At 66.5% G+C, this 16,232-nt stretch carries 11 protein-coding genes; 4 read left to right on the forward strand and 7 right to left on the reverse strand.

Annotation, left to right across the window (positions count from 1 at the left end; all coding sequences use genetic code 11):
- The first annotated feature begins 484 nt into the window (after positions 1-484).
- Together gltB and QXZ94_RS20245 are read left to right on the forward strand one after the other, a co-directional pair.
- Entirely contained in the window at positions 485-5,221 is a 4,737-nt protein-coding gene (gene gltB / locus QXZ94_RS20240; protein WP_315721893.1) for a glutamate synthase large subunit, read from the forward strand.
- 395 nt (positions 5,222-5,616) lie between these two features.
- Complete coding sequence (locus QXZ94_RS20245; protein ID WP_315721894.1) at positions 5,617-7,065, forward strand: glutamate synthase subunit beta; 1,449 nt, start codon at positions 5,617-5,619, stop codon at positions 7,063-7,065.
- 608 nt (positions 7,066-7,673) lie between these two features.
- Here QXZ94_RS20245 and QXZ94_RS20250 read toward each other — a convergent pair.
- From QXZ94_RS20250 to QXZ94_RS20260, 3 genes are all read right to left on the reverse strand, one after another.
- Entirely contained in the window at positions 7,674-8,489 is an 816-nt protein-coding gene (locus QXZ94_RS20250) for an arylamine N-acetyltransferase (protein WP_315721895.1), read from the reverse strand.
- A gap of 2 nt (positions 8,490-8,491) precedes the next feature.
- Positions 8,492-9,307 (reverse strand): arylamine N-acetyltransferase, encoded by an 816-nt coding sequence (locus tag QXZ94_RS20255; protein WP_315721896.1) that lies wholly within the window; start codon positions 9,305-9,307, stop codon positions 8,492-8,494.
- Between the two features lie 81 nt (positions 9,308-9,388).
- A complete protein-coding gene (locus QXZ94_RS20260; RefSeq protein ID WP_172181151.1) occupies positions 9,389-9,721 on the reverse strand; it encodes a winged helix-turn-helix transcriptional regulator in 333 nt (110 codons plus the stop codon).
- A gap of 91 nt (positions 9,722-9,812) precedes the next feature.
- Here QXZ94_RS20260 and QXZ94_RS20265 point away from each other — a divergent pair, with 91 nt between their 5' ends.
- Complete coding sequence (locus QXZ94_RS20265; RefSeq protein WP_315721897.1) at positions 9,813-10,367, forward strand: carboxymuconolactone decarboxylase family protein; 555 nt, start codon at positions 9,813-9,815, stop codon at positions 10,365-10,367.
- Positions 10,368-10,372: 5 nt separating this feature from the next.
- On the opposite strand, the gene QXZ94_RS20270 is transcribed toward QXZ94_RS20265, so the two are convergent.
- Positions 10,373-11,374: a KpsF/GutQ family sugar-phosphate isomerase gene (locus tag QXZ94_RS20270; protein ID WP_315721898.1), complete on the reverse strand. Its 1,002-nt coding sequence runs from the start codon at positions 11,372-11,374 to the stop codon at positions 10,373-10,375.
- Between the two features lie 171 nt (positions 11,375-11,545).
- Here QXZ94_RS20270 and QXZ94_RS20275 point away from each other — a divergent pair, with 171 nt between their 5' ends.
- Positions 11,546-13,264: an outer membrane beta-barrel protein gene (locus QXZ94_RS20275; protein WP_315721899.1), complete on the forward strand. Its 1,719-nt coding sequence runs from the start codon at positions 11,546-11,548 to the stop codon at positions 13,262-13,264.
- A 231-nt stretch (positions 13,265-13,495) separates the two neighbouring features.
- On the opposite strand, the gene QXZ94_RS20280 is transcribed toward QXZ94_RS20275, so the two are convergent.
- The 3 genes from QXZ94_RS20280 to hemH all read right to left on the reverse strand — a co-directional run bounded on the left by QXZ94_RS20280 (position 13,496) and on the right by hemH (position 16,209).
- Positions 13,496-13,942, reverse strand: a complete 447-nt coding sequence (locus tag QXZ94_RS20280; protein WP_315721900.1) for an NfeD family protein — start codon at positions 13,940-13,942, stop codon at positions 13,496-13,498.
- 16 nt (positions 13,943-13,958) lie between these two features.
- Complete coding sequence (locus QXZ94_RS20285) at positions 13,959-14,963, reverse strand: SPFH domain-containing protein (protein WP_315721901.1); 1,005 nt, start codon at positions 14,961-14,963, stop codon at positions 13,959-13,961.
- A gap of 190 nt (positions 14,964-15,153) precedes the next feature.
- The gene (hemH, locus tag QXZ94_RS20290) at positions 15,154-16,209 is read right to left on the reverse strand and encodes a ferrochelatase (RefSeq protein ID WP_315721902.1); all 1,056 of its coding nucleotides are present in this window, start codon (positions 16,207-16,209) and stop codon (positions 15,154-15,156) included.
- Between the last annotated feature and the right edge of the window lie 23 nt (positions 16,210-16,232).

The raw sequence follows: 16,232 nt of genomic DNA on the forward strand, positions 1-16,232 counted from the left end.
GCCGTGATTCCGGCGGCCCTGGGTCGGAGACGGGGCAGGAACAGGGCGAAAGGTTTCAAAAATGCGCGCGGCGCGTGATCGGTGCGGCGGCTCGCCCGAGAAAAACGGAAGATTTGCCGGGGAATGCGCGCGGTGGGGAGCCCGGAGCTCAGGACTCCGCTGCGCTTGTGTGATAGGTTAAAGTTTGGCATCTTGCGGTTTAGGACAGAATTGCTGTCTAAAATTTCGTTGCAAAGGTGACCGAGACTTTGCAATGATGTTACGGCGCCCAATCACGTTACGACATGGGGCGCTGCGACATGACCAGGCCGTGGTCGTCCAGCGGGGACATGGTCCCCCGGCGACTGGCCTGAATTCTGCAAATGCGGCTCGCTGAAAAGGACGAGCGTTGGCTCCGGAGAGGGGCCCGCGCAGCGCCCGGGGTGCGCCGGACTGTGTACCGGACTGTGGTGAAGGCCCTGACCAATAACTGATGGGGACGGATATGAGCGGATCGAAGGTCGAGCACGGAAAGTTGGGCGGCGCGGTGCTGGCTGTGGATTCGCACGAAAAACCGGCCGAGATCACCCGCGAGCTGCACACGTGGCGCCCGGACGCCGAAGGTCTCTATGACCCCGCGCAGGAGAAGGATTCCTGCGGCGTCGGCTTCATCGCCAACATCAAGGGCCAGAAGTCGCACCAGATCGTCGCTGACGCGCTGAACATCCTGTGCAACCTCGAGCACCGTGGCGCCGTCGGCGCCGACCCGCGCTTCGGCGACGGCGCCGGCATCCTGGTGCAGATCCCGCACGCCTTCTTCTCGCGCAAGGCGAAGGAGCTCGGCTTCACGCTGCCCGCCCCCGGCGAATACGCCATCGGCGCGCTGTTCATGCCGCGCGACGAAGCCTGGCGGAACGTCATCAAGAGCATCATCGCCGACCAGATCGAGGACGAGGGCTTGGTGCTGCTCGGCTGGCGCGACGTGCCGACCGACAACTCCTCGCTGGGCGTGACGGTCAAGCCGACCGAGCCGCGCAGCATGCAGGTGTTCATCGGCCGCAACGGCGCCGCCAAGACCGAGGACGAGTTCGAGCGCAAGCTCTACATTCTGCGCAAGTCGATCTCGCAGGCGATCTATCAGCGCCGCGACCGCGGCATGTCGGGTTACTACCCGTGCTCGATGTCGTGCCGGACCGTGATCTACAAGGGCATGTTCCTGGCCGACCAGCTCGGCAAGTACTACGCCGACCTGCACGAGCCGGACTTCGAGAGCGCGCTGGCGCTGGTGCATCAGCGCTTCTCGACCAACACCTTCCCGACCTGGTCGCTGGCGCACCCCTACCGCATGATCGCGCATAACGGCGAGATCAACACCCTGCGCGGCAACGTCAACTGGATGGCGGCGCGCCAGGCGTCGGTGTCGTCGGAGCTGTTCGGGAAGGACATCAGCCGGCTCTGGCCGATCTCCTATGAGGGACAGTCCGACACCGCCTGCTTCGACAACGCGCTCGAATTCCTGGTGCAGGGCGGCTACTCGCTGCCGCACGCGGTGATGATGATGATCCCGGAGGCGTGGGCCGGCAATCCGCTGATGAGCGAGGAGCGCCGCTCGTTCTACGAATACCATGCCGCGCTGATGGAGCCGTGGGACGGCCCGGCCGCGATCGCCTTCACCGACGGCCGCCAGATCGGCGCCACGCTCGACCGCAACGGCCTGCGGCCGGCGCGCTATCTCGTGACCAAGGACGACCGCATCGTGATGGCGTCCGAGATGGGCGTCCTGAAGATTCCGGAGGACCAGATCGTCACCAAGTGGCGGCTGCAGCCCGGCAAGATGCTGCTGGTCGACCTCGTAGAGGGGCGCCTCATCCCCGACGACGAGATCAAGGCGCAGCTCGCCGCTAGCCATCCCTATCAGGAATGGCTGACGCGCACCCAGATCCAGGTCGAGAAGCTGCCGGACGCGCCGACCAAGGGCGCGCGGACGAACCTGCCGCTGCTCGATCGGCAGCAGGCGTTCGGCTACACGGCCGAGGACATCAACATCCTGATGACGCCGATGGCCGCCACCGGCGAGGAGGCGACGGGCTCGATGGGCAACGACGCGCCAATCTCGGCGCTGTCGGACAAGCCCAAGCTGCTGTTCACCTACTTCAAGCAGAACTTCGCCCAGGTCACCAACCCGCCGATCGACCCGATCCGCGAGGAGCTGGTGATGAGCCTGGTGTCGATCATCGGCCCGCGCCCGAACCTGTTCGACCTCGAAGGCGTCGCCTCGACCAAGCGGCTCGAGGTGCATCAGCCGATCCTGACCGATGCGGACCTCGAGAAGATCCGCTCGATCTCGCAGGTCTCCGACAGCCACTTCGTCTCGCGCACGCTCGACACCACGTTCGATGCGAGCCTGGGCGCCGCCGGCTTCGAGCAGGTGCTCGACGATCTCTGCGGCCGCGCGGAAGCTGCCGTCCGCGAGGGCGTCAACATCATCATCCTGTCGGACCGCATGGTGTCGAACGACCGGATCCCGATCCCGTCGCTGCTCGCCTGCGCCGCCGTGCATCATCATCTGATCCGCACCGGCCTGCGCACGTCGGTCGGTCTCGTCGTCGAGAGCGGCGAGCCGCGCGAGGTGCATCACTTCGCGTGCCTTGCCGGCTACGGCGCCGAGGCGATCAACCCGTATCTGGCCTTCGAGACCATCGTCGCGCTGAAGGACAAGCTGCCGGGCGCGCTGAGCGACTACGAGGTCGTCAAGCGCTATATCAAGTCGATCGGCAAGGGCCTGCTCAAGGTCATGTCGAAGATGGGCATCTCGACCTACCAGTCCTATTGCGGCGCGCAGATCTTCGACGCGGTCGGCCTCAAGGCCGAGTTCGTGCAGAAGTTCTTTTACGGCACCCACACCCGCGTCGAAGGCGTCGGCCTGGCCGAGATCGCCGAAGAAACCGCGCGCCGCCACCGCGATGCGTTCGGCGACGCGCTGGTCTACAAGTCCGCGCTCGACGTCGGCGGCGAATATGCCTTCCGCACCCGCGGCGAGGACCATGCGTGGACCGCCGAGTCCGTCGCGACGCTCCAGCACGCCGTGCGCGGCAACTCCAAGGACCGCTATCAGGCGTTTGCAAAACTGCTCAACGAGCAGTCCGAGCGGTTGTTGACGCTGCGCGGCCTGTTCCGGATCAAGTCGGCCGAGGACGACAAGCGCAAGCCGGTCCCGCTCGACGAGGTCGAGCCGGCCAAGGAGATCGTCAGGCGCTTCGCCACCGGCGCGATGAGCTTCGGCTCGATCTCGCGCGAGGCGCATACGACCTTGGCGATCGCCATGAACCGGATCGGCGGCAAGTCGAACACCGGCGAGGGCGGCGAGGAAGCCGACCGCTTCAAGCCGCTGCCCAACGGCGATTCCATGCGCTCGGCGATCAAGCAGGTCGCCTCGGGACGTTTCGGCGTGACGACGGAGTATCTCGTCAACTCCGACATGATGCAGATCAAGATGGCGCAGGGCGCGAAGCCCGGCGAAGGCGGCCAGCTGCCCGGCCACAAGGTCGATGCGACAATCGCCAAGGTGCGCCACTCGACCCCGGGTGTCGGCCTGATCTCGCCGCCGCCGCACCACGACATCTACTCGATCGAGGACCTCGCGCAGCTGATCTACGACCTGAAGAACGTCAATCCCGACGGCCAGGTTTCGGTCAAGCTGGTGTCCGAGATCGGCGTCGGCACGGTTGCCGCCGGCGTTGCGAAAGCGCGCGCCGACCATGTGACGATCGCGGGCTTCGAGGGCGGCACCGGCGCCTCTCCCCTCACCTCGATCAAGCATGCCGGCTCGCCGTGGGAGATCGGCCTTGCCGAAACCCACCAGACGCTGGTGCGCGAGCGGCTGCGCAGCCGCATCGTGGTCCAGGTCGACGGCGGCTTCCGCACCGGACGTGACGTCGTGATCGGCGCACTCCTTGGCGCCGACGAGTTCGGCTTCGCCACGGCGCCGCTGATCGCGGCCGGCTGCATCATGATGCGCAAGTGCCACCTCAACACCTGCCCGGTCGGCGTTGCCACCCAGGACCCGGTGCTGCGCAAGCGCTTCACCGGCCAGCCGGAGCACGTCATCAACTACTTCTTCTTCGTGGCCGAAGAGGTCCGCGAGATCATGGCAGCGCTCGGCTACCGCTCGTTCAACGAGATGGTCGGCCAGGTGCAGATGCTCGACCAGTCCAAGCTGGTGGCGCATTGGAAGGCCAAGGGTCTCGACTTCTCAAAACTGTTCGTGAAGCAGAAGGAAGCGCCGGGCCAGAAGATCTTCCATTCGGAGAAGCAGGACCATCACCTCGACGCCGTGCTCGACCGCAGGCTGATCGAGCAGGCCAGGCCCGCGCTCGACCGCGGCGCCCCGGTCAAGATCGAGGCCGAGATCAACAACACCGACCGTTCGGCGGGCGCGATGCTTTCCGGCGCGGTGGCCAAGATCTACGGCCATGCCGGCCTGCCGCAGGACACGATTCATGTCAGCCTGAAGGGCACCGCCGGCCAGGCGTTCGGTGCGTGGCTCGCCAACGGCGTCACCTTCGAGCTCGAAGGCGAAGGCAATGACTATGTCGGCAAGGGCCTGTCGGGCGGCCGCATCATCGTCAAGCCGCCGCGCAACTCCGGCATCGTGCCGGAGGAGTCGATCATCGTCGGCAACACCGTGATGTACGGCGCCATCTCCGGCGAGTGCTTCTTCCGCGGCATCGCCGGCGAGCGCTTCGCGGTGCGTAACTCGGGCGCAGTCGCCGTCGTCGAGGGCGCGGGCGATCATTGCTGCGAGTACATGACCGGCGGCATCGTGGTCGTGCTCGGCAAGACCGGGCGCAACTTCGCGGCGGGCATGTCGGGTGGCGTCGCCTATGTGCTCGACGAGGCCGGCGACTTCGACAAGCATTGCAACATGGCAATGGTCGAACTCGAGCCGGTGCTGTCGGAGGAGATGATCGCCGAGGACACCTATCACCAGATGGGCGACCTCGAGGCGCACGGCCGGGTCGACGTGTTCAAGAACCTGCTGGCGTCCGATGTCGAGCGCCTGCACGTTCTGATCTCGCGTCACGCCAAGGCCACCGGCTCCAAGCGCGCCGCCGACATCCTGGCGAACTGGAAGGAGTTTGCGCCGAAGTTCCGCAAGGTCATGCCGGTCGAGTACCGCCGCGCCCTTCGCGAGCTCGCGGCCAAGACCGACGCCGAGCCGAAGATCGCGATCGGGGCTTGATGTTGCTCCTCATGTGAGGAGGCGCGAAGCGCCGTCTCGAACCATGAGGCCGAGAGCGGGGCCTCGCCCTTCGAGACGCGGCGCAAGCGCCGCTCCTCAGGGGTGAGGGTCAAGAGTGAGACGTCATTGCGAGCGCAGCGACGCAATCCAGGGCCAGGAAGAAAGTCTGGATTGCTTCGTCGCCGGAGCCCGTCATCGGGCTCGCCGAAGGCGAGACCCGGTGGGCTCCTCGCAATGACGGAATGAAGCAGACGGGCCTCGCCCTTCGAGACGCGGCGCAAAGCGCCGCTCCTCAGGGTGAGGAGGAGAAGCAGGAAACTAAACCCTCATGGTGAGGAGGCGCGCAAGCGCCGTCTCGAACCATGAGGCCCGAGCAGTCAGGGACGTCACAGGTCATGGGCAAGGTCACAGGTTTTCTCGAAATCGAGCGGCACGATCGCAAGTACGCGCCGGTTGCCGAGCGGCTGAAGCATTTCCAGGAATTCGTGGTGCCGCTCTCCGAGAAGGAGCTGCGTGACCAGGCGGCGCGCTGCATGAACTGCGGCATCCCCTATTGCCACGGCACCGGCTCGGCCGCGCCGGGCACGCCCGGCTGCCCGGTCAACAACCAGATCCCGGACTGGAACGACCTGATCTACAACGGCAACTGGGAAGAGGCGTCGCGCAACCTGCACTCGACCAACAATTTCCCGGAGTTCACCGGCCGCATCTGCCCCGCCCCGTGCGAGGCATCGTGCACCCTGAACATCGACGACAATCCGGTGACTATCAAGACGATCGAATGCGCGATCGTCGACAAGGCGTTCGAGCAGGGCTGGATCAAGCCCGAGCCGGCCGCGGTCAAGACCGGCAAGAAGGTCGCCATCGTCGGCGCCGGCCCGGCCGGCCTCGCAGCCGCGCAGCAGCTCGCGCGCGCCGGTCACGAGGTGCACGTCTATGAGAAGCACGCCAAGGCCGGCGGTCTTCTTCGCTACGGCATTCCCGACTTCAAGATGGAGAAGGGCATCATCGACCGCCGCATCGCGCAGATGGAAGGCGAAGGCGTGGTCTTCCACTACGGCGCCCATGTCGGCGGCAAGGACGGCATCGATGCGAAGTCGCTGCTGAAGGATTACGACGCGGTGGCGCTGACCGGCGGCGCGGAAGCCCCGCGCGACCTGCCGATCCCCGGCCGCGACCTCGCCGGCGTCCACTACGCGATGGATTTCCTGCCGCAGCAGAACCGCCGTGTCGGCAACGAAGCCGTCAACGCCACCGACATCCTCGCCGGCGGCAAGCATGTCGTCGTGATCGGCGGCGGCGACACCGGCTCTGACTGCATCGGCACCTCGCTGCGCCAGGGCGCGCTGTCCGTGACCCAGCTCGAGATCATGCCGGCGCCGCCGGAGCGTGAGAACAAGGAGCTGACCTGGCCGAACTGGCCGCTGAAGATGCGGACCTCGTCGAGCCAGGCCGAAGGCGCGGTGCGCGAATTCGCGGTGCTGACGCAGAAGTTCGAGGGCGAGAACGGCGCGGTCAAGAAGCTGCACTGCGTGCGCGTCGACGGTCAGTTCAAGCCGATCCCGGGCACCGAGTTCGTGCTCGATGCGGACCTGGTGCTGCTGGCGATGGGCTTCGTGCATCCGGTGCACGAGGGCCTGCTCAAGAGCCTCGGCGTCGACCTCGACCCGCGCGGCAACGTCAAGGCCAACCTCTCGGACTACCAGACCTCGCTGCCGAAGGTGTTCTCCGCCGGCGACATGCGCCGCGGCCAGTCGCTGGTCGTCTGGGCGATCCGCGAAGGCCGCCTCTGCGCCCAGGCCGTGGACAAGTTCCTGATGGGCAAGACCGAGCTGCCGCGCTGAGCGGCAGTCAACTCCGCCAGTTGAAATCCAGCTGCTGACCGCACTCGCGCTGCGCTCCCCTCCCCCTTGCGGAGAGGGGAGCGCAGCGTCTTCGCGGCTGAGTCCGGGTCTATTTAAAACGGCGAAGCAAAAATGGGTGGGGGCTTGCTCGACATGTGTCTCCGCGCGGCCCGAAGTGGCAGGTCGGGCCGTGGTCTCATGATCGATTCGGATGAGCGTCGAAGCGTCAGAGTCGACGTTTCACCGTGAAGCCCCCACCCGTCCTGGCCGGGAGGCCAGCTCGGATGAGCCGCATCGCGGCTCTGATGTCAGGAGGGGTGAGGCCGCGCGCGGCGGTGACAGGTCTGCTCCGAGGTGTTCAGCAGGATTGATCGCGTCGCGTGCATTCCGATGTCAGTCATGCTGGACGTTCCCCATCGATCGACGGCCGGACGCCGCGAGCCCCTCAGGTTCCCGCAACCTAAGGCTGCGACTCTTAAGATAAGCACAATGCCCGGCCCGGCATTCCCCTCAAATGCGCTACAACCACGCGATAAGTTCGTATTCGGCTTGGCGTGCGAGCGATGGGGAAGCACGTTCAAACGTCGCGCACAGACGATGCCGCGCGATCAGCTCGTCGTCCGCGCCCAAAGCTCCTCAGCCGACACCGGTGGCGTGACCCGGAACACCTCGTCGATATGCCGGCCGAGCTCTTCGGCGCTCCCGATCATGCGCTCCGCGATCACTTCACCGTTGCGCGCCTCGACGGTGCAGCGGCGGTTGACCAGCTTGTGCCGCGCACCGCGCCCGACCCGCTCCATCATCAATGTCGTCGTGATCGGCACGGTCGGATTGGTCGAGGTGTACCAGCTGCCGAGCACGTAGTCGGCGTGGATCTGCGGCACCAGGTCGAAGGCGTACATCATGCGCCAGCCCGTCGGCTGCTTTGCGCTGATCGTGAAAAGCCCGTTCCATTGGCCGATACGAAAGGTGCCCATCGCGGTCTGCTGCTCGTGGCCGACCTCGAGCCGAATCGGCGCATCCATCATGCAGATGCCAAAGCCAACATCGGCGATGTAGGGGCGGCCATCGAGCTCGACCAGCAGCATCATGTGCTGCCGTGGCCCGAGAGGATCGGTTGGCGCCGAGCGCCACCGCACCCGGCCCGTCAGCCCCGTGACGGCGAAGCCAATCGCCCGCAGCACGGCCTGGAACAGCACGCTCTGCTCGAAGCAGTAGCCGCCGCGCCGGCTGAGCACGAGCTTCTGCTGCACCGACGGCAGATCGACGTCGACCGGACGGCCCAGCAGCGGATCGAGCGCCTCGAACGGGATCGCGTCGACATGCGCCGCCTGGAGCGCCGTGAGCGTCGCGAGATCCGGTGTCAGCGGCCCGGAATAGCCGATGCGGGCGAGATAGGAGTCCAGATCAAAGCCATTTTCCATGCTCAGCTCTCGATCCGCGCCCAGACCTCGTTGACCGGCACCGGGAGCGAGACACCAAACAGATCCTCGACGACGCTGCGCAGCGCGTCCGGCGTTTCGATGATGCGTTCGCTGACGATCTCGCCGTCGCGCGCCTCGGTCACCAGCCGGCGGTTGACGAGCTTGTAGCGTACGTCTCGCGTGAGCCGTTCCAGGATCAGCATCGAGGTGAACGGCGTCAACGGGCTGGTCGAGGTGAACCAGTTGCCGAGCACATAGTCGGCATGGATCTGCGGGATGAGGTCGAAGACGTACATCGTGCGCCAGCCGGCCGGCTGCTTCGCCGCGAGCCAGTGCAGCCCATCGGAGATCGTCAGGCGAAACGTGCCCATGGCCGTGACCTGCTCCACGTCCGGCACCATCCGCAGCGGCGTGTCGAGCAGGCAGGAGCCGAAACCGACATCGGCGATATAGGGGCCGTCCGGCAGGTCGACCTTCAGCATCATGTGCGTGCGCGGCGTCAGCGGCGCATCGGCATCGAGCCGCCAGCGCACCCGCGCCGACAGCGGCGTGACCGTAAAGCCGATCACCTCCAGCGCCGCCTTCAACAGCGCGTTCTGCTCGAAGCAATAGCCGCCGCGGCGGCCGTCGACGATCTTGGCCTGCACCGCGGCGAGATCGATGTTCACGGGACGGCCGAGCAAGGGATCGATCCCCTCGAAGGCGATCGCATCGACATGGGCCGCCTGCAATCCGGCAAGCGTCTCGAAGCTCGGCTCAAGCGGCCCGCGATAGCCGATGCGCGCGAGGTATTTGTCGAGATCGAATTGGTCAGGCATCGCCCCGTCTTTCCGTCGTCGCCGGAGCCATAGCACGGGCCGCCGCGGGCAGACAGCCGGACACGAGCATGGTGGCCCTGCCTACCGCTCATCCACCTGTTTGCGCCAGCGTTCGGAGAAGCGATGCAGCGGCAGGAAAGTCTCGAGGAGCTCCCGCCCGAGCGGCGTCAGCCCATAGCCGTCGCCCCCCAGTTGGAGAAAGCCGGCATCGCGCAGCTCGTCCAGCCGGCTCTGCAGCACGGTCGGAGACGCATCATCGCAGGCCGCCCGCAGCGCGCGCGACGTGAGCTCGCCCTGCCGGAGCTCCCACAGGATGCGCAGCGACCAGCGGCGGCCGAGCAGATCGAGCAGCGCCATGATCGGTCGGCCCGTGCGCGAGCCGCGCACGCGACGCGGCTTGGTGACGCCAGTCATTCCGTGATCCTCCCGGGGTCTTGCCAATCGCTACGGAAAGCGTAGCATCCTGCTACATAATTTGTAGCACACGATCCGGAGACACGCCACCATGCCACGCCTCGGCGCCCTGCAGCCGCCCTACCCGGCCGACATCCAGACCCAGTTCGACCAGATCATGCGTGGCGCGCCGCCCTTGATGCTGTTCCGGGTCATGGCCGGCCATGCGCGCGCCTGGAGCAAATTTCGCGGCGGCAGCCTGCTGGATCGCGGGCCGCTGTCGCTGCGCGACCGCGAGATCGTCATCGACCGGACCTGCGCACTCAACGCCTGCGAATATGAATGGGGCGTCCACGTCGCAACCTTTGGCGCCGCGGCGCAGCTATCGCCGCAACAGATCGAAGCCACTGTGCTGGGCGCGGCGGACGCGCCATGCTGGTCGGAGCAGGAGCAGGCGCTGATCGCAGCGGTGGACGCGCTGCATGCGCGCGCGACCCTGAGCGAGATCGAGTTTGCCGGTTTGAGAGCCTGCTACGCGGAAGACCAGGTGCTGGAGATCATCCTGCTCTGCGGCTTCTACCGCACGGTCTCCTGTCTCGCCAACGCGCTCGGATTGCCGCTGGAGTCAGGCGCGGCACGCTTTCCGCGCGCGGCCGGGACCGGCTGAGACGATCACGCCACGCCGGCGCGCAGCAGGTCGTGCATGTGCAGGATGCCGACGGGCTTGGCGCCGTCGGTCACGATCAGGGTCGTGATCTTGGCGGAGTTCAGGATTTCCAGCGCCTCGGAGGCCAGCGCCTCGCGGCGCACGGTGCGCGGGTTGGCGGTCATGATCTCGTCGACCGAAACGGACAGCAGGTCGGACCGCATCTTCCGGCGCAGATCGCCGTCGGTGATGATGCCAGCGACATGGCCGCGGCCGTCGACGATGATGACGCAGCCCAGCCCCTTGGCCGACATCTCCTCCAGCGCATCGGCCATGCCGGTGCCGAGCGGCTTCAGCGGCACGGCGTCGCCGGAGCGCATCAGATCCGAGATGTGCTTGAGCATGGCGCCGAGCTTGCCGCCCGGATGGAAGTTGGCGAATTCGAGCGCGGTGAAGCCGCGGCCCTCGAGCAGCGCGATGGCGAGCGCATCGCCGATCGCGGCCTGCATCAGCGTGGAGGTGGTCGGCGCCAGATTGTGCGGACAGGCTTCGCGTGCCTTCGGCAGCTCCAGCACGATGCGCGCGGCCTGCCCCAGCGACGACTGCGCGTTCGAGGTGATGGCGACCATGGGGATGGCGAAGCGCTTGGTGTAGTTGACCAGCGTCTTCATCTCCGGCTGCTCGCCGGACCAGGACAGCGCGATGACGACGTCATCCGAAGTGATCATGCCGAGGTCGCCATGACCGGCCTCGGCGGAATGGACGAAGAAGGCCGGCGTGCCGGTCGAGGCCAGGGTCGCCGCCATCTTGCGGGCGACGTGGCCTGACTTGCCGAGCCCGGTCAGGATCGCGCGGCCCTTGGCCTGGCGGATCAGCTCCACCGCAGCGGCAAAGGCCGGGCCCAGGGGACCGCGCAGCGCAGCGGAGATCGCGGCAATGCCGTTGCTGCCGGCGTCGAGCGTGCGCAGCGCCGATTGGATGTCCGCGTTGGCGGGAGGGGCTTCGGTCAACGGCTTCGATCTCGGCATTCGCGCTTCCAAGGCTGAGACAGTCAGGCGCCGCTCTTTAGCATGGGTAAGGCGGCAAGGCGTCATCAACAGCCCATTAACCATATTTGTTTTTACTCCCTTAACGACGCGGTTTGCCGGCGGCGCGGGACTCCCCGACGACGCAGTTGATTTTGTTGGAGTATTTTCATCGTGGGGTGGAGGCCTGACAGCGGCCGCGCAAGGCGCGCGCTACGGGGCGCGATGTGGCGCGGCGCCTCCGCCGCTTGCCTGCTGCTCGGCGCTGTCGGTATCGAAACGGCCGTAGCCCAGACCATCGATGCGTTCCGCCCGGTGCGCGACGGCTTTCTGGCCCCCCAGGAGTCGCCGCTGCGGCGGACGGCCGTGAGCGGCCTGTCGGATGCCGTTCCGACGCCGGGTCTGCCTGCCGCGCCTCCTCCCGTGAGCTCCCAGGCGCGCCAGACGCGGGTTCCTCTGCCCGACGTGCCCGCCGCCAGCGGCGCCGCCGATGTGGGCTATGATTCGTTGAACCGCACCCGCAGGAAGCCGAAATACTATCCCGCCCAGGCGCGGCCGAAGCCGGCCCCGGGGCCTGGCACCCGGCCGTCGGGCGAGCTGACCGGACAGCTACGCCCGACTTTACCGCCCTCGGCCTTCGCCAACCGGCAGCCGGTCCCCGCCGCCATCGCGGGCACGGTGCCCGGCCAGCCGCCGCGCAAGCGGCTGCGGATCGATGACGATCCGTTCGGCGCGGTCGGCGACTATGTCGGCCCGTTCCTGATCAAGGGCGCCGTCGAGCTGTCGGCCGGCTATGACAGCAACCCGGCCCGGCTCGCCAAGCCGCGCGGCATGCCGGCCTGGATGATTGCGCCGGAATTTTTGGCGGTGTCGAACTGGGAGCGCCACGCCCTGGTCGCCGATCTGCGCGGCTCGTTCACCGGCTATGGCAGCACCCTGCCGGCCACGATGGATGGCGGCATCAATTCGGCGCCGACCACGCTCGACCGCCCCGATTTCACCGGCCATGTCGACGGCCGCCTCGACGTCACCCGCGACACCTCGGTCGGTGCCCAGCTTCGGCTGCGCGCCGCGACCGACAATCCCGGCAGCCCGAGCGTGCAGGCCGGGCTGGCCCGTTATCCGGTCTACACCACGCTCGGCACCACCGTGGGGTTCGACCAGCGCTTCAACCGGCTGCAGATCTCGGCCGGCGCCACCGCCGACCGCACCAGCTATCAGCAGAGCAAGCTGACCGACGGCACGATGACGTCGAACGACGACCGCAACTACAACCAGTTCGGCGGCATCGGCCGGGTGTCCTACGAGGTCATGCCCGGCCTGAAGCCGTTCGCCGAGGTGCAGGGCAACACCCGCACCTACGACCAGCAGTTCGACCGCTCGGGCTACCAGCGCGATTCCGCCGGCGGCTATGCCAAGGCCGGCACCTCGTTCGAGTTCACCCGGCTCCTGACCGGCGAGCTGTCGCTCGGCTACGCCACCCGCAGCTACACCGATCCGCGGCTCAACCGGCTGCAGGGCTTCCTCACCACGGCCTCGCTGGTGTGGTCGGCGACGCCGCTGACCACCGCGCGCTTCTTCTCCGACACGCAGGTCGCGGAGACCACCGTCGCCGGCGCCTCCGGCGTGCTGATCCGCACCTACACGGTGCAGGTCGACCACGACTTCCGGCGCTGGCTGACCGGCATCGGCAAGTTCACCTTCGGCACCCTCGACTATCAGGGCTACGGCCGCAACGACCGCACGTATTCGGCCGAAGGCAACCTCGTCTACAAGATGACGCGCAGCCTGTGGGTCAAGGGCACGCTGCGCTACGACAAGCTGGACTCGAACATCACGGGCGCGGCGTCGTCGGGGACCGTGGTGATGCTGGGCGTGCGGCTGCAGAACTGAGCGTCAGCTCATATTCCAACCTCTCGACGATTGCAGCAACCGCAGTGCCCATGACTGCGCCCTCGCCCCTTGTGGGAGAGGGCATGTAGGACAGTGCAGCAAACGCGGTTGGGTGAGGGGTCCTCTCCACGCGCGTGCTCGCGAAGGGAACCCCTCACCCAACCGAGTATGTGGATGGGCCGGTGATGCCCTCTCCCACAAGGGGAGAGGGCGCTGTATCTAACAGCGCACCTACGCCGCCGTCACTGTCAGATGCGCGCCATCCGCCTGCACGATCCGCACGCGGCTGCCGGCTGGTATATCCGGACCGGCCACGCGCCACACCGTGTCGTCGATGCGCACCGTGCCGTTGCCGTCGATGATCGGCTTCTCCAGGGTGAACTCGCGCCCGACAAGCGCCGCCGAGCGGCGGTTGAGGAACGGGTTGTCCTGCGACGGCGCGGCGTTGGCGCGGGCGAGGCGTCGCCACAACGGTACGGCGGCGATCGAGAACAGCGCGAACAGCAGGATCTGCAGCTGCCATCCCGGCGAAAGGGCAAACGACAGCAGCCCGACCAGCAGCGCCGCCAGCCCGAGCCAGATCAGGAAAATGCCCGGTGCGAGCAGCTCCAGCGCCATCAGGATGACGCCGAAAATCAGCCAGTTCCAGGTGCCGAGCGTCACGAACATCTCGCTCATGATGACCTCCCCTGCCTCAGGCCTGCGGCGGTACCGGCGGCTTCGGCGGCGCTCCTGCCGATGGCACCGAGCCGCCGCGACGCGCGGCCGCGACCGCCGAGGCTGAACTCTCCCCGAACGTCGCCTTGGCGATCTCGCCGATGCCGGCGAGCGAGCCGAGCATGCCGGTGGCCTCGATCGGCAGCATGATCACCTTCTGGTTCGGCGAATCCGCGAGCTGGCCGAACGCCTTGATGTATTTGTCGGCGATGAAGTAGTTCAGCGCCGCGACGTCGCCCTTGCCGATCGCGTCCGACACCATCTGCGTCGCCTTGGCCTCGGCCTCCGCCGCGCGCTCGCGCGCCTCGGCGTCCAGGAACGCCGATTGGCGGCGGCCCTCGGCCTGCAGGATCTGGCTCTGCTTGGCGCCTTCGGCGCGCAAAATCTCCGACTGGCGCTGGCCCTCGGCCTGGAGGATGTCGGCGCGCTTGACGCGCTCGGCCTTCATCTGCCGGCCCATCGCCTCGACCAGATCCGCCGGCGGCACGATGTCCTTGATCTCGATACGGTTGACCTTGAGCCCCCATGGCGACACCGCGGCGTCGACAACGCGCAGCAGCCGCTCGTTGATCTCGTCGCGATGCGACAGCACCTGGTCGAGGTCCATCGAGCCCATCACCGAGCGGATGTTGGTCATCGTCAGCGTGATGATGGCCTGATTGAGGTTCGAGACCTCGTAGCTCGCCTTGGCGGCGTCGAACACCTGGTAGAAGGCGACGCCGTCCACCGTCACGGTGGCGTTGTCCTTGGTGATCACCTCCTGCTCGGGGATGTCGATCACCTGCTCCATCATGTTGATCTTGCGTCCGATGCGGTCGAAGAACGGCACGATGATGTTGAGGCCCGGCGACAGCGTGCGAGTATATTTGCCGAACCGCTCCACGGTCCAGTCGAAGCCCTGCGGCACCGTCTTCACGCCGGAATACAGCGTGAAGATGACCAGCAGCACCAGCGCTATGGCGAAAATGTCGAAACCGCTCATGGATCCTCCAAGGGAGGAGACGTCAGTCACCTCACCAGCCTCTGCAGCAATCACAATCTAGGGATTGCTACATGATTTTGTCGGGGGTCCGTGAGGCGCGGTTCAGGAACATATTTTCGACGGCCGCGCCGCCGTTAACCTTGTTCTGGCGCGAAGCCGACCTAGCGGTCGGCAACGGGCCGGTACACGCTCAGAGCCAGCCCTGCAGCTCGCGCAGCACCAGTTGCCGCAGCACCTCCATGCCGGGCGCGCTGTCGTTCAGGCACGGCACGGCGGAAAACTCCTCACCGCCATTGTGCTTGAAGATCTCGCAGTTCTCGCCGGAGATCTCCTCGAGCGTCTCCAGGCAGTCGGCCGCGAAGCCCGGCATCACCACGGCGATGCGCTTGACGCCGTCCTTGGCGAGCTTCTCGATGGTCTTGTCGGTGTAGGGTTGCAGCCACTCCGAGAAGCCGAAGCGGGACTGGAAGGTGAGCAGCAGCTTGCTGTCGTCCATGCCGAGCCGCTTGCGCAGCAGCTCGGTGGTTGCCACGCACTGCTCGCGATAGGGATCGCCCTTGTCGACATATTCCTTGGGCATGCCGTGGAACGAGGCCACGATCAGCTCGGGCGTATACGACAGCGTCTTGAGGTGATCCTCGATCGAGACCGCCAGCGCCTCGATGTAGAAATTGTCGTTGTAATAGGGCGGCGTCACCCGGAGCGTCGGCTGCGCGCGCAGCTCCGTCAGCACCCGGAAGGCCTCGTCACAGACGGTGGCCGAGGTCGCGGCGGAATATTGCGGATAAAGCGGCACCACCAGGATGCGATCACAGCCCTTGGCCATCAGGCCATCGACGCCGGCCTTGATCGACGGATTGCCGTAGCGCATCGCCCAGTCGACGATGACGTGGCTGCGATCGGCGATGCTGACCGCCAGCTTCTCGCTCTGCGCCCGCGTGATCGTCTTCAGCGGCGATTCGTTCTTCTCGGTGTTCCAGATCGACTGGTAGTCCTTGGCCTTCTTGCGCGGCCGGACGTTGAGGATGATGCCGTTGAGGATGATCTTCCACAACAGCCCCTGGTCCTCGATCACGCGGCGGTCGGACAGGAACTCCTTGAGATACACCCGCACGCCGGCGGCGTCGGCCGTATCGGGCGTGCCGAGATTGACCAGCAGCACACCGACGCGCGTCGTGCTCGCGACCGGCAACGGCTTGGCATTGTCAGGAGACCTGGCATTGTCCAGTGAGATGGCGGCGGTCATGATGCCCGTGACTGGTGAAGGGC

This window comes from Bradyrhizobium sp. SZCCHNS2022, assembly GCF_032377575.1.
Lineage (GTDB): Bacteria > Pseudomonadota > Alphaproteobacteria > Rhizobiales > Xanthobacteraceae > Bradyrhizobium > Bradyrhizobium aeschynomenes.